Source organism: Pseudomonas sp. NFACC32-1, assembly GCF_900101215.1.
Classification (GTDB): domain Bacteria; phylum Pseudomonadota; class Gammaproteobacteria; order Pseudomonadales; family Pseudomonadaceae; genus Aquipseudomonas.
In genome coordinates, this window is sequence record NZ_FMUL01000018.1 from 50,214 (window position 1) to 70,606 (window position 20,393).

At 62.6% G+C, this 20,393-nt stretch carries 18 protein-coding genes and 2 tRNA genes; 4 read left to right on the top strand and 16 right to left on the bottom strand.

All coding sequences use genetic code 11. From position 1 onward, the window contains the following. Nucleotides 1-63: 63 nt before the first annotated feature. Nucleotides 64-140, bottom strand: a tRNA-Met gene (locus BLP99_RS22710). Between the two features lie 303 nt (nt 141-443). Then, nucleotides 444-520: transfer RNA gene (locus BLP99_RS22715), tRNA-Met, on the bottom strand. 280 nt (nt 521-800) lie between these two features. Here BLP99_RS22715 and dinB point away from each other — a divergent pair. Beyond that, nucleotides 801-1,862: a DNA polymerase IV gene (dinB, locus tag BLP99_RS22720; protein ID WP_072387793.1), complete on the top strand. Its 1,062-nt coding sequence runs from the start codon at nt 801-803 to the stop codon at nt 1,860-1,862. A gap of 197 nt (nt 1,863-2,059) precedes the next feature. Here dinB and BLP99_RS22725 read toward each other — a convergent pair whose 3' ends face one another. The 4 genes from BLP99_RS22725 to BLP99_RS22740 all read right to left on the bottom strand — a co-directional run bounded on the left by BLP99_RS22725 (nt 2,060) and on the right by BLP99_RS22740 (nt 6,833). Next, nucleotides 2,060-3,013: a hypothetical protein gene (locus tag BLP99_RS22725; RefSeq protein WP_072387791.1), complete on the bottom strand. Its 954-nt coding sequence runs from the start codon at nt 3,011-3,013 to the stop codon at nt 2,060-2,062. Nucleotides 3,014-3,030: 17 nt separating this feature from the next. After that, nucleotides 3,031-4,746: a proline--tRNA ligase gene (locus tag BLP99_RS22730; RefSeq protein WP_072387790.1), complete on the bottom strand. Its 1,716-nt coding sequence runs from the start codon at nt 4,744-4,746 to the stop codon at nt 3,031-3,033. Between the two features lie 129 nt (nt 4,747-4,875). Continuing rightward, nucleotides 4,876-6,435 (bottom strand): AmpG family muropeptide MFS transporter, encoded by a 1,560-nt coding sequence (locus tag BLP99_RS22735; RefSeq protein ID WP_072387789.1) that lies wholly within the window; start codon nt 6,433-6,435, stop codon nt 4,876-4,878. 44 nt (nt 6,436-6,479) lie between these two features. Beyond that, nucleotides 6,480-6,833, bottom strand: coding sequence for an MGMT family protein (locus tag BLP99_RS22740; RefSeq protein WP_072387788.1), 354 nt, complete (start codon nt 6,831-6,833; stop codon nt 6,480-6,482). A gap of 158 nt (nt 6,834-6,991) precedes the next feature. On the opposite strand from BLP99_RS22740, the gene BLP99_RS22745 reads away from it, so the two are divergent. Continuing rightward, entirely contained in the window at nt 6,992-7,999 is a 1,008-nt protein-coding gene (locus BLP99_RS22745) for a DUF481 domain-containing protein (RefSeq protein ID WP_072387787.1), read from the top strand. Nucleotides 8,000-8,190: 191 nt separating this feature from the next. Here the strand turns inward: BLP99_RS22745 and BLP99_RS22750 are convergent, their stop codons facing one another. Continuing rightward, a complete protein-coding gene (locus tag BLP99_RS22750; protein WP_024780123.1) occupies nt 8,191-8,400 on the bottom strand; it encodes a cold-shock protein in 210 nt (69 codons plus the stop codon). Between the two features lie 352 nt (nt 8,401-8,752). Between BLP99_RS22750 and dcd the strand changes: the two genes are divergently transcribed. Together dcd and BLP99_RS22760 are read left to right on the top strand one after the other, a co-directional pair. Continuing rightward, on the top strand, nt 8,753-9,319 hold the full coding sequence (gene dcd, locus BLP99_RS22755) for a dCTP deaminase (protein WP_017126297.1): 567 nt from the start codon (nt 8,753-8,755) through the stop codon (nt 9,317-9,319). A gap of 101 nt (nt 9,320-9,420) precedes the next feature. After that, a complete protein-coding gene (locus BLP99_RS22760) occupies nt 9,421-9,627 on the top strand; it encodes a hypothetical protein (protein WP_072387785.1) in 207 nt (68 codons plus the stop codon). A gap of 37 nt (nt 9,628-9,664) precedes the next feature. On the opposite strand, the gene pdeM is transcribed toward BLP99_RS22760, so the two are convergent. From pdeM to BLP99_RS22805, 9 genes are all read right to left on the bottom strand, one after another. After that, nucleotides 9,665-10,321 (bottom strand): ligase-associated DNA damage response endonuclease PdeM, encoded by a 657-nt coding sequence (gene pdeM / locus BLP99_RS22765; protein ID WP_072387783.1) that lies wholly within the window; start codon nt 10,319-10,321, stop codon nt 9,665-9,667. Beyond that, complete coding sequence (locus tag BLP99_RS22770) at nt 10,321-12,807, bottom strand: ligase-associated DNA damage response DEXH box helicase (protein ID WP_092181807.1); 2,487 nt, start codon at nt 12,805-12,807, stop codon at nt 10,321-10,323. Before BLP99_RS22770 ends, pdeM begins: the two co-directional genes overlap by 1 nt. A 239-nt stretch (nt 12,808-13,046) precedes the next feature. Further along, entirely contained in the window at nt 13,047-13,811 is a 765-nt protein-coding gene (locus tag BLP99_RS22775; RefSeq protein ID WP_072387779.1) for an ABC transporter ATP-binding protein, read from the bottom strand. Nucleotides 13,812-13,824: 13 nt separating this feature from the next. Continuing rightward, entirely contained in the window at nt 13,825-14,943 is a 1,119-nt protein-coding gene (locus tag BLP99_RS22780; protein WP_072387777.1) for a succinylglutamate desuccinylase/aspartoacylase family protein, read from the bottom strand. 11 nt (nt 14,944-14,954) lie between these two features. Beyond that, the gene (locus BLP99_RS22785) at nt 14,955-15,665 is read right to left on the bottom strand and encodes an ABC transporter permease (RefSeq protein ID WP_072387775.1); all 711 of its coding nucleotides are present in this window, start codon (nt 15,663-15,665) and stop codon (nt 14,955-14,957) included. Further along, a complete protein-coding gene (locus BLP99_RS22790) occupies nt 15,662-16,390 on the bottom strand; it encodes an ABC transporter permease (RefSeq protein WP_072387773.1) in 729 nt (242 codons plus the stop codon). The genes BLP99_RS22785 and BLP99_RS22790 overlap by 4 nt, the downstream gene beginning before the upstream one ends. Before the next feature lie 57 nt (nt 16,391-16,447). Continuing rightward, nucleotides 16,448-17,230, bottom strand: a complete 783-nt coding sequence (locus BLP99_RS22795) for a transporter substrate-binding domain-containing protein (RefSeq protein ID WP_072387771.1) — start codon at nt 17,228-17,230, stop codon at nt 16,448-16,450. Nucleotides 17,231-17,572: 342 nt separating this feature from the next. Further along, nucleotides 17,573-19,261: an ATP-dependent DNA ligase gene (locus BLP99_RS22800; protein WP_092181810.1), complete on the bottom strand. Its 1,689-nt coding sequence runs from the start codon at nt 19,259-19,261 to the stop codon at nt 17,573-17,575. Further along, entirely contained in the window at nt 19,258-20,292 is a 1,035-nt protein-coding gene (locus tag BLP99_RS22805; protein ID WP_076405314.1) for a ligase-associated DNA damage response exonuclease, read from the bottom strand. Before BLP99_RS22805 ends, BLP99_RS22800 begins: the two co-directional genes overlap by 4 nt. Nucleotides 20,293-20,393: the final 101 nt, after the last annotated feature.

Consider the following 20,393-nt stretch of genomic DNA (forward strand, 5'->3'; position numbering starts at 1 on the left):
ACCAGACCTAAAAACAGCAGGCACAAAAAAGGCCACTCTTTCGAATGGCCTTTTTCAGACGTTTGGTTGCGGGAGCCGGATTTGAACCGACGACCTTCGGGTTATGAGCCCGACGAGCTACCAGGCTGCTCCATCCCGCGTCTGTGAGGCGGCATTCTACAGGCGAAAGCTTAGGTGTCAACCGTTAAAAGGTCGCGAGGTCAAATTAACGGCCAATCCGCCGTCGACGCGACTAAATGCGCGAAATCAAAAAGAATTGTCCTACAAGCCTGAAGGTCCGGGTCAGCCCATTCCCGACGGGGCGGGCTTGGCCACAGGGCAATGTCACGGCCTGCTGCCGTCTAAAGGTGAAGGGCTTATAGCAGGCGAGCCCGCTGCCAGGGGAAGACGAAACGATCGGGCACAAAAAAGGCCATTCTTTCGAATGGCCTTTTTCAGACGTTTGGTTGCGGGAGCCGGATTTGAACCGACGACCTTCGGGTTATGAGCCCGACGAGCTACCAGGCTGCTCCATCCCGCGTCTGTGAGGCGGCATTCTACAGAGGAACGATGGTCTGTCAACCCCTTGCCCTGAAAAAACTGTTCAGCTTCAAGCGCTTAGCCCTGTAGGAAAGCCATGTGACCGAGCTGTGACGCAGGCGTGGCAAGGGCTTGCGCTCTATCGCGCGCTTCGCCACGATTGAAGAAATGAATTTCTGCGACGTTCTTTTCGCTTATGAAAGATCTTGCAAACTACTGGTGCTATATACAGGTTCCGATGCGATACTGGCGGTCCGATCTATTCCACATCTCGTTTCGCTATGACGCAACGCAAAATCATCCACGTCGACTGTGACTGCTTCTATGCCGCCATCGAGATGCGCGATGACCCGCGACTGGCCGGCAAGCCCATGGCAGTCGGCGGCTCGGCGGATCGACGCGGCGTGATTGCGACCTGCAACTATGAAGCACGGGCCTATGGTGTGCGTTCGGCCATGTCGTCCGGCCATGCCTTGAAACTCTGTCCCGACCTGACCATCGTCAAGCCTCGGATGGACGCCTATCGGGAGGCGTCGAAGGAAATCCACACGATCTTCAGCGATTACACGGACCTGATCGAGCCCCTGTCCCTGGATGAGGCCTACCTGGACGTTTCCGCCAGTGCCCATTTCGGCGGCAGTGCCACCCGTATCGCTCAGGACATTCGTCGCAGGGTCTCCAATCAATTGCACATCACGGTGTCGGCCGGTGTTGCGCCAAACAAATTCCTCGCCAAGATCGCCAGCGACTGGAAGAAACCCAATGGCCTGTTCGTCATCACGCCGGATCAGGTGGAGGACTTCGTCTCGGCCCTGCCGGTCAGCAAGCTTCACGGCGTTGGCAAGGTCACCGCCGACAAACTGAACCGTCTCGGGATCGTCGATTGCCTGCAGTTGCGTCAGTGGGACAAGTTGGCGTTGGTGCGTGAGTTCGGCAGTTTCGGAGAGCGGCTCTGGAACCTGGCCCGTGGAATCGATGAGCGCCTGGTGCACAACGACAGTCGGCGACAGTCCATCAGCGTGGAGAACACCTACGATGTGGACCTGCCCGATCTGGCCAGCTGCCTCGACAAGCTGCCGGAGCTGATGCAGACCCTGAGTGGGCGCATGGCTCGCATCGACAGCAGCTATCGTCCCGGCAAGCCGTTCGTCAAAGTGAAATTCCATGACTTCACCCAGACCACCCTCGAACAGGCGGGGGCAGGGCGGGACCTGGGCAGTTATCAATCGCTCATGACCCAGGCATTCAATCGCGGTGGCAAGCCGGTACGGCTGTTGGGGATCGGGGTGCGGCTGGAGGACTTGCGGGGCGGGTACGAACAGTTGGAGTTGTTCGAGCGGTGAGGGCTCGCCAGGCGTTCCCTGTGGTAAGGGGATTCATCCCCGTTGGGCTGCGAAGCAGCCCCCAAGTAATGCATGCAATCCGTCTGATATACAGGGCTGTCAGGTTTTAGGGCTGCTTCGCAGCCCAGCGGGGCGTTGCGACGGTTTGCTTAATCCCCTCGCCACAGGGACTGCTTCGGATTCTTGGTGCTTTGGCTTCAATTGGCGCCCGGATCCGCCACCAGCCGCCCGCCGTCCTTGGTCAGGGCTTTGAGGAATTCAGTCTGCAATTCCGGATCATTGCGGGTCAGCTCGATCAGGCTCTGCTCCAGCTCGCTGGCTTCTTCTTCCAGGCCCAGCTCCGACAGGCGCTTGACCCGGTGGACCCACTGGCTCACTTCGTCGTCTTCCAGGTCGTCATAGATCAAGGCATGGGCTTCCACCAGCTTGCTGCGCAGGTTGCTGCTGATGCTCAGGGACGAATCGGTATGCACTTCGTCCAGGGTGTCCGTCACGCTGATCTGCAACTTGCCCAGATGGCTCGGGTCATGCTCGGCGAACGGGCTTTCCAGCAGGTTCAAGCGCAGCACACCGTTGCGGTCGGTGCTCAGCTCGAAGGTCTGCCGCGCAGCCTTGACCTGCACGGGGCGTTCGCTCCAGGGCAGGCTCGAATATTCGGTACGCTTGTCGCGCTGGACTTCGTCGATGCCGGCAAGGTTCTGTTGGGCGCGGCCATGGGATGGCGCGTTCATGAACGGATTGAGCCCGGCGACACCGTAGCTGATCCAGTCGTGGGTCGCGCTGTCAGGCACGTTGCCCAGGGTGAGCACATTGGCCACGTTCGCGCCGATGCCGGCCACTACCGCCACGGCGCCGAGGGGGATCTCGTAGATCTCCCGCCAGGGCTGGTAGGGCGTGTAGCGGTCGTAATGGCGCGTGACCTCGAACTCGGTGACCTCGAAGGTCTTCTGCTCGTTGATGCGTACCCGGCGCTGCGGCAGGTCGAGCACCTTGGGTTCGCCCACGTCGATCTGCAGGCTGTGATCGAGCAGTTTGCGCTCGACCCGCTCTTCGTGCTCGCTGCGTTGCGACATCTGGTTGGCGCAGCCGCTGACCAACAGGGCGCCGCACAATGCGGCGCCACCGAGGCCTAAGGTGTTTCGCTTGAACATGACGTCTCTATCTGGTGTCAGCGGCGGATACGAGCCTGGAGGAAAGAGAGCACGTCGGCGACCGGCAGCGCTTGCGGCTCGGCCTCGGTACGGCTCTTGTATTCCAGGTTGCCTTCGGCCAGGCCGCGATCACTGACGACGATCCGGTGCGGGATGCCGATCAGTTCCATGTCCGCGAACTTGATGCCGGGGCTGGTTTTCTTGTCGCGATCGTCCAGCAGCACTTCGAAGCCGGCGGCCGTCAGTTCGGCGTAGAGCTTGTCGGTGGCTTCGCGTACCAGGTCGGTCTCGTAGCGCAACGGCACCAGGGCGATCTGGAACGGCGCCAGGGCGTCGCTCCAGATGATGCCTTTCTCGTCGTTGTTCTGCTCGATGGCCGCCGCCACGACACGGGAGACGCCGATACCGTAGCAACCCATTTCCAGGGTGACCGGCTTGCCATTCTCGCCCAGCACTTCGCACTTCATCGCCTTGCTGTACTTGTTGCCCAGCTGGAAGATGTGCCCGACTTCGATGCCGCGCTTGATTTCCAGCACGCCCTTGCCGTCCGGGCTCGGGTCGCCCGCCACGACGTTGCGCAGGTCGGCGACGGTAGGAACGGGCAGGTCACGTTCCCAGTTCACGCCGAAATAGTGCTTGTCGTCGATGTTGGCGCCGATGGCGAAGTCGCTCATCAATGCCACCGAGCGGTCGATGATGATCGGCAGCGGCAGGTTCAGCGGGCCAAGGGAGCCGGCACCGGCGCCGATGGCATCGCGCAGCTCGGCGTCGGTGGCCATGACCAGCGGGCTGGCGACGCCTGGCTGGTTGGCGGCCTTGATTTCGTTCAGCTCATGGTCGCCACGGATGATCAGGGCGATCAGCTTGCCCTCTTCTTCGGCGCGGACGATCAGGGTCTTGATGGTGCGCTCGATGGGCAGGTTGTAGCCTTCCACCAGTTGGGCGATGGTCTTGGTGTTCGGGGTGTCCACCAGGCGCAGCTCTTCGCTCGGCGCGGGACGGAAGGTTTCCCGTGGCACGGCTTCGGCTTTCTCGATGTTGGCGGCGTAGTCCGAGCCGTTGCTGAAGACGATGTCGTCTTCGCCGGATTCGGCCAGTACGTGGAACTCGTGGGAGCCCGCGCCGCCGATGGAGCCGTTGTCGGCCTCGACCGGCCGGAACTTCAGGCCCAGGCGGGTGAATACGTTGCAGTACGCCTGGTGCATGCGGTCGTAGGTGACCTGCAGCGATGCCAGGTCGGTATGGAACGAGTAGGCGTCCTTCATGATGAATTCGCGCCCGCGCATCAGGCCGAAACGTGGACGGATCTCGTCACGGAACTTGGTCTGGATCTGATACAGGTTGATGGGCAGCTGCTTATAGCTGCTCAACTCGTTGCGCATCAGGTCGGTGATCACTTCCTCGTGAGTCGGGCCGGCGCAAAAGTCGCGACCGTGGCGGTCCTTGATGCGCAGCAACTCGGGGCCGTACTCTTCCCAGCGCCCGGACTCCTGCCACAACTCGGCCGGTTGGGTGCCCGGCATCAACACTTCCAGAGAGCCGGCGGCGTTCATTTCTTCACGCACGATGGCTTCCACCTTGCGCATGACTCGCAGGCCCATCGGCAGCCAGGTGTACAGGCCCGAAGCGAGTTTGCGGATCATGCCGGCACGCAGCATCAGTTGATGGCTGATCACGACGGCGTCGGAAGGCGTTTCTTTCTGTGTGGCGAGCAAAAATTGACTGGTGCGCATGGTTGGCCGTTGTCGGTTGCTGATGACTGGAAGTGACGGAGCATTGTACGGGCGAGATGCCCTGGCGTACAGGCGCGTGGCTGCTCCCCGGGTGCGAACGCCGGTTTCCCCGGCGGTTACTGAAGTTTCCTACGAATCTTCCGCGGGTCGGGTGGGTGCCGGCTCCACAGGCGTGGTTTCGCCCTGGCGACGGTTCTCCTGGAACCAGTGCAGGCCGATCAGCAGCAGGGTCGGCACACCCAGCAGGGCGGTGATCAGGAAGAAGTTATGGTAGCCGAACTTTTCCACCATCACCCCGGAATAGCCGCCGATCAAGCGTGGCAGCAACAGCATGATCGAGCTGAGCAAGGCGTACTGGGTGGCAGAGAATTTCAGGTTGGTCAGGCTCGACAGGTACGCCACGAATGCCGAGGTGGCGAGGCCCGAGCTGAAGTTGTCCAGCGAGATGGTCACCACCAGCATGTTCAGGTTGGGGCCCATGTCGGTGAGGATCAGGAACAGGATATTGGTGGCGGCCGAGGCGATGCCACCGATGAGCAGGATCGGCAGGATGCCGAAGCGCACGATCAGCAGGCCGCCCATGCCGGCGCCGACGAGGGTCATGATCAACCCGAAGATCTTGCTGACGCTGGCGATCTGGTCCTTGGTGAAGCCCTGGTCGATGTAGAACACGTTGGCCATGACGCCCATCACGGTGTCGGACATCCGGTACGTGGCGATCAGTCCGAGCAGCAGCAGCGCCTGCCAGCGATAGCGCAGGATGAAATCGTTGATGGGCGTCAGCACCGGCGCCAACCCGCGGCGCCCCATGGCCGACAGGCACATGGCGGTCAGGATGATGTAGAGGATGGCCCGCAGGAAGGCGCGATCTTCGAGCAGCAGGTCCAGCAGGCTCACCCCTTCGAACAGCACGCTGGCGAAATCGGTGTTGTAGAGCTGGGTGAACATGGCCGGGACCGATACCAGCAGCACGATGAGCACGAACACCGACGCCAGCTGGTGGACGAAGGTGTAGCGTCCGGCCTGCAGTTGCGTGCGCAACGGCACAGGCGGTTCGCGCATGAACAGCGAGGTGAGCAGGGCCGGCACCATCAGCACGCCGAACAACAGGTAGGTGCCGGCCCAGGCCGAGTGCTTGTAGCTGAAGCCGGTGGAGCCAAATCCTTCGGCGAAGAACAGGGCGCCCGCAGTGGCCAGCAACGCGGCGACCCGATAGCCGGACATGTAGCTGGCGGCCAGGGCAGCCTGGCGGGTGTCGTCGACGATCTCCAGGCGATAGGCGTCGACGGCGATGTCCTGGGTGGCCGAGGCGAAGGCCACGATCACCGCGATGGCGATCAACCAGGAGAGGTGTTTTTGCGGGTCGCAGAAACCCATGCCGATCAGGCCCAGGATCACCAGGCCCTGGGAGAGCACCAGCCAGGAACGGCGTCGCCCCAGTTTGCCCAGCAGTGGCAGGCGCCACTGGTCGAGCAGCGGCGACCAGACCCACTTGAAGGCGTATGCCAGGCCGATCAGGCTCGCGTAGCCGATGGTCTCGCGGGCCACGCCAGCCTCGCGCAACCAGACCGAAAGCGTGGAAAACACCAGCATGTAGGGCAAGCCGGCGGCGAAGCCAAGCAGCAACAGCACGAGCGTCGAGGGACTGGCATAGGCGGCGAGGGCGGCGCGCCAGGTTTTACGGGGCATGGGCTGAAGTCTGCCTCAAAAATTGCGAAAACAAAGCGCGCACTCTAACCGCTGTGCTCTACCGGGCGCCAGCCATGACGCCGAATATCAACACGATTGTTCAGGACACTGATGCCCTCCAGGCGCAGGCGTGCCCGCTGTTCGTCCCCTGAAGCGCTGCCCGCCGGCAGGCTGATCCGACCGCCGGCACCCAGCACCCGGTGCCAGGGCAGTCGGGTGTCCTCGGGCAACTGGCTGAGGGTTCGGCCGACCCAGCGGGCCGCACGGCCCAGGCCGGCCATTTCGGCGAGCTGACCATAGGTGACCACCTTGCCGGCCGGCACCTGCGCCAGGGTCAGGTAAAGAGTGGTGCGGCGGATTTGCGCGGCGTCTTCGGTGGCCGCTGGAAGATCAGTCACATTGGGTTTTCCTGAAAGAAGTGTCCGTCCGTAGATTAATTCCTACAGGACCGGTTGAGAAATGAACTCATTCCCCATACGCGGGTCAGTCGTTGCTGAGGTGTCATCCCGGGGGATAATGCCGCCTTTTCACCGAAAACTTGAGCCCATTATCGCTTATGTTGTCCAGAACCCTGTTATGCCTAGCTGTCACCAGCGCCTCCATGCCCTTGCTTGCCGATACCGTCTGGCTGAAGAACGGCGACAAGCTTAGCGGAAAGATCACCGTTTTCGATGGCGGCAAATTGCTGATCCAGACCGAGTATGCGGGTGCGGTCCCCATCGACTGGAACCAGGTCAAGACCCTTGAGAGCGACCAGCAGCTACTGGTCAAGCAGGACGCCTACTCCGGTGAAAAAGCCAAGGCCCTGCAAGCGGCCGACGACGGCAAGGTCACCCTGGCCAACGGTGACGAACCCAAGACGGTGGAATTGGCGAGTATCCAGCAGATTCTCAAGCCCAAGCCGGTGGTCGAAGACCTGGTGTGGAAGGGCAACATCGATGCCGCGCTGGATTATCAACGCGCGGAAAACGATACCGACGATTACGACATCGATTTCAAGACTTCGGCGCGCCATGGCCGATGGCGGCATACCGCCGAGGGCGAATACAACCGTGAATTCCAGGATGACGTGGTTTCGGCCGATAACTGGAGGCTGGAATATTCCCTGGACCGGTTCCTGACGGACAAGTGGTTCTGGCAGGGTCGCCTCAATTACAAGCGCGACAAGGTCGAAGACCTGGCCCGCCAGCGCGTGGTGGGTACCGGTCCGGGCTATCAGTTCTGGGATGACGAACTCGGGGCGTTCTCGCTGGGCTCGCTGTTGAACCGCACGGACTACGAGTACCGGGACGGCGGCAAGGACAATTTCTATTCCGTTGCCATGAAGTGGGACTACAACCGCTATCTCATAGGCAAGCGCGTCGAGTTCTTTACCAACGGCGAAGTGGGCAAGCCGCTGTCCGGGGTCGCGGAGTATGCCTATGACGCCGAGGTGGGGCTGCGCTACAAGGTCACCGACTGGGCATCGCTCAACCTCAAGGCCGAGAAGGATGTCATCGAGGGCACCGAGGACAGCGACCTGAGCAAGACCCGCTACACGGCCGGGTTTGGCGTGACCTGGTAATCCCGGGCCAGGGATAAACCCTGTGGGAGCGAGCCTGCTCGCGATAGCGGCAGATCAGCCATACCCAGGCTGACTGACAAATGGCTATCGCGAGCAGGCTCGCTCCCACAGTTTTTTTGTGCCTGGTTAAAGCAAACAGGCATAAAAAAGCCCCGCTTTTGAGGGCGGGGCTTTTGCTGGATCAGGAACAGTTAGATAACTGTTACTTCTTCAGCTTGCATGCCTTTCTGGCCGCGGGTAGCGACGAAAGAAACCTGCTGGCCTTCTTTCAGGCTTTTGAAGCCGTCAGATTGGATGGCTTTGAAGTGTACGAACAGATCGTCACCGGATTGTGGGGTGATGAAGCCGAAGCCTTTTTCATCGTTGAACCACTTGACGGTACCGGTTTGGCGATTAGACATGGTGTAACTCCTTGGACAAAGATAACTGCGACTCAGGAAGAACCCTGGCCGAGACTGAGTGCAAAGAGCAGGAAAAATTCTTGTAGATGGTTGGATCGAAATTCAACATATCGTGTAGAGATTCTCAGTGACACAAGCAGCACAGTGACGCCACCTTAACCCTTTTTCCGTAACGTGCCAATGGTCTTTGCGAAGGTTTCTCGGTTTTAGTGACTGACGGCGCGCGCGATTGCCGGCAGGCCCCGTAAATCAAGGCGGATCGGCGAGATTTGCTCGCTGCACTTTGAACCCGTCCCGCGCCCCGGTAAGATGCCGGACAGTTTTTCTCCACCTCGCTATCAGGACACCCGCCATGAGCATCAAATCGGACAAGTGGATTCGCCGCATGGCGCAAGAGCACGGCATGATCGAGCCTTTCGTGGAGCGCCAGATGCGTGGCGAAGGCGCCGACCGGCTGATTTCCTTCGGTGTCTCCAGCTACGGCTACGACGTACGCTGCGCCGATGAGTTCAAGGTGTTCACCAACATCAATTCGGCCACTGTCGACCCGAAGAACTTCGACGAGAAGAGTTTCGTCGACATCAAGAGCGACGTCTGCATCATCCCACCGAACTCCTTCGCCCTGGCACGCACGGTCGAGTACTTCCGCATCCCGCGCAACGTGTTGACCATCTGCCTGGGCAAGAGCACCTATGCCCGTTGCGGCATCATCGTCAACGTCACGCCGCTGGAACCGGAGTGGGAAGGGCACGTGACCCTGGAGTTTTCCAACACCACCACCCTGCCGGCGAAAATCTACGCCAACGAAGGCGTGGCGCAGATGCTGTTCCTCGAGTCCGATGAAGAGTGCGAAGTGTCCTACAAGGACCGTGGCGGCAAATACCAGGGTCAACGCGGTGTGACATTGCCGCGTACCTGATTCTGACGAGTTGTTGGAATTCCTGAGCGGGCAGACACTCTATCCAGATGTACTGCCCGTTTTTGCCTCAGCGCGACGGGCCTTCGCTCAGGAGTAGCTCTATGAAGATCGATCCGCGCATCAGTGCCGAACTGGCAAGGCTTGAGCCCAACCAGATCGGCGTCCTGGCTTGGTCCTTGCTGGCCCACCCTGTCGAAGCAGCGGGAGGCATACCCGGCCAACCCGATCCCGACACCCCCAACGAGCAACCCACCGAACCCGGCGAGCCGACCTTGCCGGACGAGCCGCCTCCCGCCCCTGTAGCCTGACGAAAGGCTGGCCCATCGATCGGACACCGGCAGTGTTTCAGTCGATGGGCCAGATTTCGTTGTCGCCGATCACGAATATCCGGCAGTCGTTGTCCTGCTCGATCCGATAACCCCCTGTGAACGCGCCAAAGGCGGGCAGCAGGCTGATCTCGCTGCCCAGGCGAAAACAGGCCAGGCGAAGGCGCTGGCGCCCCTTTCCACTGAGGTGGTAGACCGGGTGCACGTGCCCGGCCAGGACATGACGGCTCGGGTGTGGCTCGGGCTCGTGCTGCACAGCGAAAGGGCCCAGCAGCAAAGGCTCCGGTACGACGCGAATGTTCAGCGCGGGCGGTGGGTCGCCGGCGCGCTTGTCGTGGTTGCCGCGAATCAGCGTGATCGCCAGGTGCGGATGTCGTTCACGCCATTGGGAAAGCGCCTTCAGGGTGCCCGGCGCATGGGATCCCGGGCCGTGGAGAAAATCCCCAAGGAAGATCAGTTGCCGGCACGGCAGGCTTGCCAGCAGCGAGTCCAGGGCCTCGATGTTGCTGGCGGTGGTGCCGTGTGGCACTGGCTGGCCGAGGCTGCGGTAGGCGGCGGCCTTGCCGAAATGGGCATCCGCCACCATCAGGGTTTCCTGGGCGGGCCAGTACAGGGCTTTCTGGGGCAACAGCCAGAGTTCTTCGCCGGCCAGATGGACAGGATACGGGGCGGGCATCAGCGATCACCCCGATCGGCGGTTTCTTCCAGCTCGCTGACCATCCGGCGGATCCGATCGGCCAGTTTTTCCGAACTCATGCTCTCCCTGAACCGCTCCACCAGCAACGGGAACCCCAGGGGAGTGGGGCGCTGGATGGGATGCAGGTCCAGTGTCAGGGTATCGAGGCGTTCCAAGGTCTGCTCCAGTCGACGTATATCCAGTTCTTCACGCAGGACCTCTTCCCCGGCCTGGGCCAGCAAGAGGTTATCGGCGTCGTATTGCTTGAACACCTGAAAGAACAACCCGCTGGACGCCTGGACCTGCCGGGTACTTTTGGGCGCGCCGGGGTAACCGGCGAATACCAGTCCGGCGATCCGGGCGATTTCACGAAAGCGCCGCAGGGCCAGTTCCCCGGCATTGAGACTGGCAAGCACGTCGGCCAGCAGGTTGTCCGTGCTCAGGAGCGCGCCATCGAGCTGTCGCGACCAATCCACCGCCGTGGCGCTGAGCAGTTCCAGGCCGTAATCGTTGACCGCGATGGAAAACGTCAGGGGCTGCCGCTGGCTGATGCGCCACGCCAGCAGGCTGGCAAGCCCCAGGTGCACCTGGCGTCCGGCGAACGGATACAGGAACAGATGCCAGCCTTCACGGGATTTCAGGGTCTCGGCCAGCAGCGTCTGCTGCGTGGGCAAGCCGGACCAGCGCTGCTGGGTCGACAGCAGCGGTTGCACTGCCTGCATTTCCGGCCCCTGGAAACGCCCCGCGGCGGCTTCGCTCAGGCGTGCCACCACGGCGGCGGCCAGTTCGCTGGAAAGTGGCATCCGCCCGCCGTTCCAGCGTGGCACGGCGGCCTTTTTCGCCTGGCTGCGACGTACATAGGCGGTCATGTCTTCGACTCGCACCAACTCCAGCAAGCGCCCGGCGAAGAGGAAACCGTCACCGGGACGCAGGCGGGCGATGAAGCCTTCCTCCACGCTGCCCAGGGTCTTGCCGCCTCCACCCTTGCTCCAGAATTTCAGCTGCAGGCTGGCGTCGCTGACGATGGTGCCGATGCTCATGCGATGGCGCCGGGCCAGGCGTGCGTCGGGTACCCGCCAGACGCCCTGTTCGTCGGGCTCTACCCTTCGGTAGTCGGGGTAGGCTGTCAACGACAGGCCGCCATGGCGCACGAACGCCAGGGCCCAGGCCCATTCGGCTGCGTTCAGGTCGCGATAGGCCCAGGCACCCCGTACTTCCTCGAACAACGCCTCGGGAATGAAGCCGCCGCCCAGGGCCATGCTGACCAGATGTTGCACTAGGACGTCCAGAGGCTTGTGGGGCGATTCCCGAGGTTCGATGCGCCGTTGCGCCACGGCATCCTGGGCGGCGGCCGCCTCGATCAGTTCCAGGCTGTGGGTCGGCACCAGGGTGACCCGCGAGGTCCGGCCCGGCGCGTGGCCGGAGCGTCCGGCTCGCTGCATCAGCCGCGCCACGCCCTTGGCCGAGCCGATCTGCAGCACCCGCTCCACCGGCAGGAAATCCACCCCCAGATCCAGGCTCGAGGTGCATACCACGGCCCTGAGCTGGCCGTCCTTCAGGGCCCGTTCGACCCAATCCCGGGTCTCACGGGACAGCGAGCTGTGATGCAGTGCGATCAGGCCGGCCCAGTCGGGCCTGGCTTCCAGCAAGGCCTGGTACCAGATCTCCGATTGGGCCCGGGTGTTGGCGAAGACCAGGCAACTGCTGCTGGCCTCGATTTCGGCGACGACCTGGGGCAGCATCTTCAGGCCGATGTGTCCGGCCCAGGGGAACCGTTCGAGGGCGGGAGGGATCAGCGTGTCGACTTGCAATGCCTTGGCGTTGGCTCCTTGCACGCTGACCCCGTTGCCTTGGGGAATCAATACCTGCTCGGCGTGGGCCTGGTTGCCGAGGGTGGCGGACACCCCCCAGACGATGAGTCCGGGGTGCCAGTGCCGCAAGCGCGCCAAAGCCAGCTGCAGCTGCACGCCGCGCTTGTTGCCGAGCAGCTCGTGCCATTCGTCCACTACGACCATGCGCAAGGTCGAGACGGCGGCTTGCGCATCGGCCCGGGCAAGCAGCAGGGTCAGGCTTTCAGGCGTGGTGATCAGCGCGGTAGGCAGGCGCCTGCCCTGGCGGGCCCGTTCGCTGGCGCTGGTGTCCCCGGTGCGCAGTCCGACGCTCCAGTTGATCTGCAGCGGCGCCAGCGGTGCTTCGAGTGCCTTGCCGGTGTCGGCGGCCAGCGCCCGCATGGGCGTGATCCACAGGACGGTCAGCGGTTCGGCCGGTGGCTTGCGTTTGCGAGGTTTATCCGGCGGCGGTGCCGGATGGGCAAAACGATCGAGGGCGGCAAACCATACCGCGTAGGTCTTGCCCGCGCCGGTGCTGGCGTGCAGCAGCCCGCAGTCGCCTCGTTTTACTGCGGCCCATACCTGTTTCTGAAAGGCGAACGGCTTCCAGCCGCGGGCGCCGAACCACTGGTTTGCGAAATTGTTGGATGTCGCCATGCCTGCCGCGCGCGTCCTGAAAGTCCTTCTTCAGAGACCACGGCGGGCTATGAAAGGTTTTAAAGAACCCTGTGGCGAGGGATTCATCCCCGCTGGACTGCGAAGCAGCCCGAAAGCTCAGGAATGATTTGCCAGACGCACCGAGGCGATCGACTGAGGAGCAGCTGCGCAGCCCAACGGGGATGAATCCCCTCGCCACAAGAGCGGTAGCTGGCCCCTCGATTCAGCTACGCCGAGGGTTATTTCAGGTTGCCACTGAGGAACTGCTTGAGTCGTTCGCTCCTGGGATTGCCCAGCACGTCTTCCGGCGCGCCTTCTTCTTCCACCAGCCCCTGATGCAGGAACAGCACCTGGTTCGAGACCTTGCGGGCGAAGCTCATTTCATGGGTCACCATGATCATGGTCCGACCTTCTTCGGCCAGGCCCTGGATGACCTTCAGCACTTCACCCACCAACTCGGGGTCCAGGGCGGAAGTGGGTTCGTCGAACAGCATCACCTCCGGCTCCATCGCCAGGGCCCGGGCGATGGCCACCCGCTGTTGCTGGCCGCCGGAAAGAAACGCCGGGTATTGCTCGGCGACCCGCGCCGGCAGGCCAACCTTGTCGAGGTAGCGACGGGCACGGGCCTCGGCCTCCTGCTTGTCGACCCCCAGCACCCGGCGTGGCGCCATGGTGATGTTTTCCAGTACGGTCATGTGGCTCCACAGGTTGAAGTGCTGGAACACCATGGCCAGGCGCGTGCGGATGCGTTGCAGTTCGTTCGGGTCGGCCACGTGCATGCCGTGGTGATCCTTGACCATGCGGATCGATTGGCCGTCCAGGCTCATGGCGCCGTCGTTGGGTTGTTCCAGGAAGTTGATGCAGCGCAGGAAGGTGCTTTTCCCCGAACCGCTGGCGCCGATCAGGCTGATGACGTCGCCGGTCCTGGCCTTGAGGGAAACGCCTTTGAGCACCTGATGTTGGCCATAGCTTTTGTGCAGGCCTTCGATGGTCAGTTTGTACATGGAGCATGCATCCTCAAGGCGAAAGTAGGTAACCGCTGCGGTAGGCCTCGGTGCCGGCGACATGGGCGATCACCATGCCGGCGGTGGCCATGCGACGCAGGGAGCGGGCATACATCAGCCCGGCATTGCGGCAGTGGACGGGGGTGACGGTGTCGTTGACCGGGTCGATGATTTGCGCCACCAGTTGCCCGGCCTCCAGGTATTCGCCGGGCAGCGCGCTGTACACCAGCAGCCCGCCGACAGGCGTCGCCACCGGCTCGACGCCGGCCAGGGGCGTGGCCGGGTAAGGCAGGTCGGGCAAAGGCATCGGCTCGCCCTCGATGGCGCCGTAGCGGATCAGGTATTCGATCAGGGCCTGGCAGTCCAGGCTCGCGAGGCCGTGGTTGACGTCGCCCTGGCCGCGCAATTCGACGGTGACCGAAAAACTGCCCAGGGGAATCTCGAACCGGTCGCCGAAGCGCTCCTTGAGCTGCCACCAGAGCAGGGTGAAGCACTCGTCGAACGATTGGCCCCCCGAGTCGGTAGCCAGCAGGCAGGCCTCGGCGCCGATGTAGCGGGCCAGCGGCTCGACCTGGGGCCAGGCCTCGGGCGTGGTGTAGAGGTGGGCCACGGCTTCGAAGTCGCAATGCAGGTCCAGCACCATATCGGCGTCGCAGGCCAGCCGTTGCAGCACCAGGCGCAGGGATTGCAGTTGCGTACTGGCGGTCTGTCGGGCCAGGGCGTCGCGCAGGCTGGTGCGGATCAGCATCAGGTTGTGTTGTGGATCCTGGGTCAGCAGCTCTTCGATCTCGTTGCCGATTTCTTCGCTCAGGTCGACGAACCGGCGATTGAAGTTCTGCCCGCTCTCGAGCTCGTAGCGGCCCAGGGGTACGTCCATCAGCACTTGTTCCAGGCCGATGGGATTGGCCACCGGTACCAGGACGATTTCGTGGCGCAGGTGGCCGGAGGCTTCTAGTTCCGCCAGGCGTTGCTTGAGGTGCCAGGCCACCAGCATGCCGGGCAACTCGTCGGCGTGCAGGGATGACTGGATGTAGATTTTACCGGCGGCGTTTTCCGGGCCGAAGTGAAAGCTGTGGATCTTGCGTGCGGTCCCCGGCAGCGGGGCCAGCAGGTCATGAATCTGGTGGCGCATTTACGTGAACCTTAGTGAGTCGGGCCGAGGAAGGCCAGCCAACGACGTTCGGCGAGGCGGAAGAGCCCCACCAGTGCAAAGGTGACGCTCAGGTAGATCAACGCGGCGATCCCGAACGACTGGAAAGTCAGGAAGGTGGCCGAGTTGGCGTCCCGGGCGACTTTCAGTACGTCTGGAACGGTAGCGGTGAATGCCACCGTCGTCGAGTGCAGCATCAGGATCACTTCGTTGCTGTAGTAGGGCAGCGAGCGCCGCAGCGCCGACGGCATGATCACGTAGGCGTACAGTTTCCAGCCGGTCAGGCCATAGGCCTTGGCCGCTTCCACCTCGCCATGGTTCATGCTGCGAATCGCCCCGGCGAAGATTTCCGTGGTGTAGGCGCAGGTGTTCAGGGCGAAAGCCAGGATGGTGCAGTTCATCGCGTCCCGGAAGAAGCTGTCGAGCAACGGCTGGGCGCGCACCGCCGCGATGCTGTAGATGCCGGTGTAGCAGATCAGCAACTGGATATAGAGTGGTGTACCGCGGAACAGGTAGGTGTAGAACTGCACCGGCCAGCGCACGTAGAACCTGGGCGAGACCCGGGCGATGGACAGCGGGATGGACATCACGAAGCCGATCAGCAGCGAAGCGCTGAGCAACCACAAGGTCATCGCCAGGCCCGTGACGTTGACGCCGTCGCTGTAAAGGAACGGTCGCCAGTATTCCTGCAGGAGTTCGATCATCGCACGGCCTCCCGGGCTCCGGCGGCATAGCGACGTTCCAGCCAGCGCAGGATGACATTGGAGGCACTGGTGATTAGCAGATAGATCAGTGCCGCCAGTACCAGGAAGTAGAACAGCTGATAGGTGCTCTTGCCCGCGTCCTGGGCCGCCTTGACCAGATCGGCCAGGCCGATGATCGACACCAGCGCGGTGGCCTTGAGCATCACCATCCAGTTATTGCCGATGCCCGGCAGGGCGAAGCGCATCATTTGCGGGAACACGACGAAACGGAAACGCTGGCCACGCTTGAGGCCATAGGCCGTGGCCGCTTCGACCTGGCCCCGGGGAACCGCGAGGATCGCGCCGCGAAAGGTTTCGGTGAAGTACGCGCCATAGATGAAGCCCAGGGTGATGACCCCGGCGCCGAACGGGTTGATCTCGATGTATTCCCATTCCATGAAATCGGTGAAAGAGGTCAGCCAGGTTTGCAGGCTGTAGAAGATCAGCAGCATCAGCACCAGGTCCGGTACGCCGCGAATCAGCGTGGTGTAGAGCTGGGCTGGAATTCGCAGCAGTTTTAGGCGCGACAGCTTGGCGCTGGCGCCCAGCAGGCCGAGCAGGACACTCAGCAACAGGGACAAGGCCGCTAACTTGATGGTCATCCAGGTGCCTTGCATCAGCAGCGGGCCGAAACCCTGCAGGCTGAAGGCCGAGAGCCCCAGATTTTGTAGGAGTTGTTCGAACATGGAGAATGCCTTTGGCAGAAAAAAAGCGCCCGTCCGAGGCCGGACGGGCGCCGCGCATTATTTGCCGCTGTACAGATTCAGATCGCCAAAGTGTTTTTTCTGGATTTCGGCGTACTTGCCGTCATCGTGTAACGCTTTGATACCTTTGTCCAAAAGCGCCTTCAGCTCTTTGTTACCTTTCTTGATACCGATGGCGGTCTTGGACGGCAGCAGTTCGCTGTCCACCGGCTTGCTGACTTCATAGTCGACGCCCTTGGGCGATTTCAGGAAGCCCAGCTCGGCCTGGAGCATGTCCTGGATCGCGCCGTCGAGGCGGCCGGAGGTCAGGTCGGCGTAGACCTGGTCCTGGTTCTGGTAGGCCTGGGTCTTGACGCCGGCCTTGTCCAGCACGGCCTTGGCGTAGGCTTCCTGGATGGTGCCTTGCTCGTAGCCGATGGTCTTGCCCTTGAGCGAAGCGACGTCTTCACTCAGGCCCGAGCCTTTCTTGAACACGTAGGCCGTCGGGCCGGAGAACAGTTCGCTGGAGAAATCGATGACTTTTTCCCGGGCCGGGGTAACGGTCATGGAAGAAATCACGCCGTCGAACTTATTGGCCTTCAGGCCCGGGATCATGCCGTCGAAATCGCTTTCGACCCATTTGCATTTGACTTTCAGTTCCTCGCAGATCGCGTTGCCCAGGTCGATGTCGAAACCGACCAGGCTGCCATCGGCGGCCTTGGATTCAAACGGGGCGTAGGACGGGTCGACACCAAAACGCAGTTCCTTGTATTCCTTGGCCGTGGCGACGCCAGCAGCCATGCACAATGCCAGTGCAGAAAGGGTCAGCAGTGCTTTTTTCATTATCGAGTCCCTAGAACCAAAGGTGAGCGCTTGTGGCGCGTTAAGTGTTGTTACCGGCAATGGTGAGAACGGTAGACGGCAAAAAGATAGCAATTTCCGAACCAGAGTGGCGAACAGGCGTTTAAAAGCTTCGACGCGCCAGCATGCAAGGTGATGGTGCGCGAGGTGGCAGCGTACCGCAAAAAATGCACCAGGATGGATCGGACGTTGCCGGGGAATGCGCGGCAGGGGAGGAAAGTTATCCATGGTGATCCTGTCTCTGTGGCGGCGGGATAAATCCACTCGCCACACAGACGGGGCGGTCTTTCGTTTACTGACTGAGTTCGGACCTGAAGGCGGATTTCATTTCAGCAGATCCTGCAGCGTTGCCAACGTGTCGGCGTCCTCGACGGTCTTGTCCTGGCGCCAGCGCAACATTCGCGGAAACCGTACTGCGATGCCGCTCTTGTGTCGCTTGGACAGGGCAATCCCCTCGAAGCCCAGTTCGAACACCAGGGTGGGCTTCACGCTGCTCACCGGGCCGAACTTCTCCACGGTGGTCTTGCGCACGATACTGTCGACCTGGCGCATTTCTTCATCGGTCAGCCCCGAATAGGCCTTGGCAAACGGCACCAGGCTGCGTTCGCGGCTGCCCGGCGGGTTGTCCCACACGGCGAAGGTGTAGTCGCTGTACAAGCTGGCGCGCCGGCCGTGGCCACGCTGGGCATAGATCAATACGGCATCGACGCTGAACGGGTCGATTTTCCACTTCCACCACACGCCCATGTCCTTGGTCCGACCGACGCCGTACAGCGCATCGCGTGCCTTGAGCATCATGCCTTCGACTCCCAGGCTGCGGGACGCTTCGCGCTGGCGGGCCAGGTCGGGCCAGTCCCGCCCGGTGACGATCGGCGACGGCAGCAGGACCGGGCTGTGGCAGCGGGTGACAAGCGCCTCCAGGCACTCGCGACGCTCGGCCTGGGGGCGGCTGCGCCAGTCTTCGCCCTGCCATTCCAGCAGGTCGTAGGCCATGACCACCACGGGGGCATCTTCAAGGACTTTCTTGCTCAGGGTCTTGCGGCCGATGCGCTGTTGCAGCAAGGCGAAGGGCTGCACGGCCGGTTGCAGCGGCGCATCGGCATCGAAGGCCTCGTCGGTGAGGGGAAGTGGGGTTTTCCAGACCACGATCTCACCGTCGATCACCGTGCCATCCGGTAACGCCCCGGCCAGGGCGTGCAGTTCGGGGAAGCGCTCGGTGACCAGCTCTTCGCCCCGGGACCACACCCATAGCTGGCCGTCGCGCTTGACCAGCTGGGCGCGGATACCGTCCCATTTCCATTCCACTTGCCAATCGCTGGCCGGCCCCAGGAGTGTGCCGAACTGCTCCACCGACGCGCTAAGGGCGTGAGCCAGGAAGAACGGATAGGGTTGGCCGCCGCGTTGGGCATGCTCATCGTCGGATTCGGCGGCGATCAGCTTGAGAAAGCTGTCGGCCGTGGGGCGATGGGACAGGTCGGTGTAGCCCACCAGCCGCTGGGCCACTCGTTTGCTGTCCAGCCCTGCCAGGCCGGCCAGGGCCCGGGTCACCAGCAACTTGGACACGCCGACCCGGAAGCTGCCGGTGATGAGCTTGATGCACAGCATCAGGCTCGGCCGGTCGAGCTGCGCCCACAGGGCTGGCAGCCGTGCCGCCAGTACTTCAGGCGGCTCGCCCCGCAGAGGCAGCAGCTTCTCTTCGATCCATGCCGCCAGGCCTTCGTCGGAGCGGTGGGGCGACTCCGGCAGCACCAGCGAGATGGTCTCCGCCAGGTCGCCCACGGCCTGGTAGCTTTCCTCGAACAGCCAGGACGACAGGCCGGACACTTGCACCGCCAGTTCCCGCAGGATTTTCACCGGTACCAGTTGCCGTGGCCGGCCCCCGGAGAGGAAGTACACGGCCCACGCGGCATCCTGTGGCGAGGCCTGGGTAAAGTAGCCCCGCATGGCGGCCAGCTTGGCATTGCTGGAGGTGGTGGCGTCCAGGTCGGCATACAGCTCGGCGAAGGCCTTCATGATGCCTCCTCGTCGGAGGGGGGCGTCACGCTGGCGGGCTCTTCCTCGTCGTCGCCGTATTCGGTGGAGAACCCCTGGGCGTCGAGGCCCTGTTCGCAAAGGTGACGCACCAGCACGCCCACCGAGCCGTGGGTGACCATGACCCGCTCCGCGCCGGTCTGTTCGATGGCCCACAGCAGGCCGGGCCAGTCTGCATGGTCGGAGAGCACGAAGCCTCGGTCCACGCCGCGCCTGCGCCGGGTGCCTCGCAAGCGCATCCAGCCGCTGGCGAAGGCGTCGCTGTAGTCGCCGAATCGGCGCATCCAGGTGCTGCCGCCGGCGGAGGGCGGGGCGATGACCAGGGCCTGGCTCATGAGCGGATCGTTCTTCTGGACGTCTGCGGCATAGATCGTCGGCGGCAGATACACCCCGGCCTCACGGTAGACACGATTCAATGGTTCCACCGCGCCATGGGCCAGGATCGGTCCGAGGCCGGAGTCGATACCATGGAGGATCCGCTGGGCCTTGCCGAAGGAGTAGCAGAGCAACACGCTGGTGCGGCCGGCGGCAATGTTCCCGCGCCACCACTGGTTGATCTCGTCGAATATCCGCGCCTGGGGCTGCCAGCGATAGATCGGCAGGCCGAAGGTGGATTCGGTGATGAACGTATGGCATCTCACCGGCTCGAACGCGGCACAGGTGCCGTCGGGTTCGACTTTGTAGTCCCCGGATGCCACCCAGACTTCGCCTTCGTACTCCAGCCGTACCTGGGCCGAGCCCAGGACGTGGCCGGCGGGGTGCAAGCTCAGGGTCACGCCGTGATGGCGCAAGCGTTCGCCGTAGGGCAGGGTCTGCAGATTGATGTCCTGGCCCAGTCGCGAACGCAGGATGCCTTCGCCGGGGGCCGCCGCCAGGTAGTGCTGGTTGCCGCTGCGGGCATGGTCGCCGTGGGCGTGGGTGATGACCGAGCGTTCCACGGGACGCCAGGGGTCGATGTAGAAATCTCCGGGCGGGCAATACAGGCCTTCGGGGCGGGCAATGACAAGATCCATGCAGTCACCGATGCGATGGGCTTGTCAGGTAGAGGTGGCGGGAGACGCAGAAGTTCTATCGGGTTTGACGGCAGTCGGCGACCCGATGCGCAGGTGTGGCG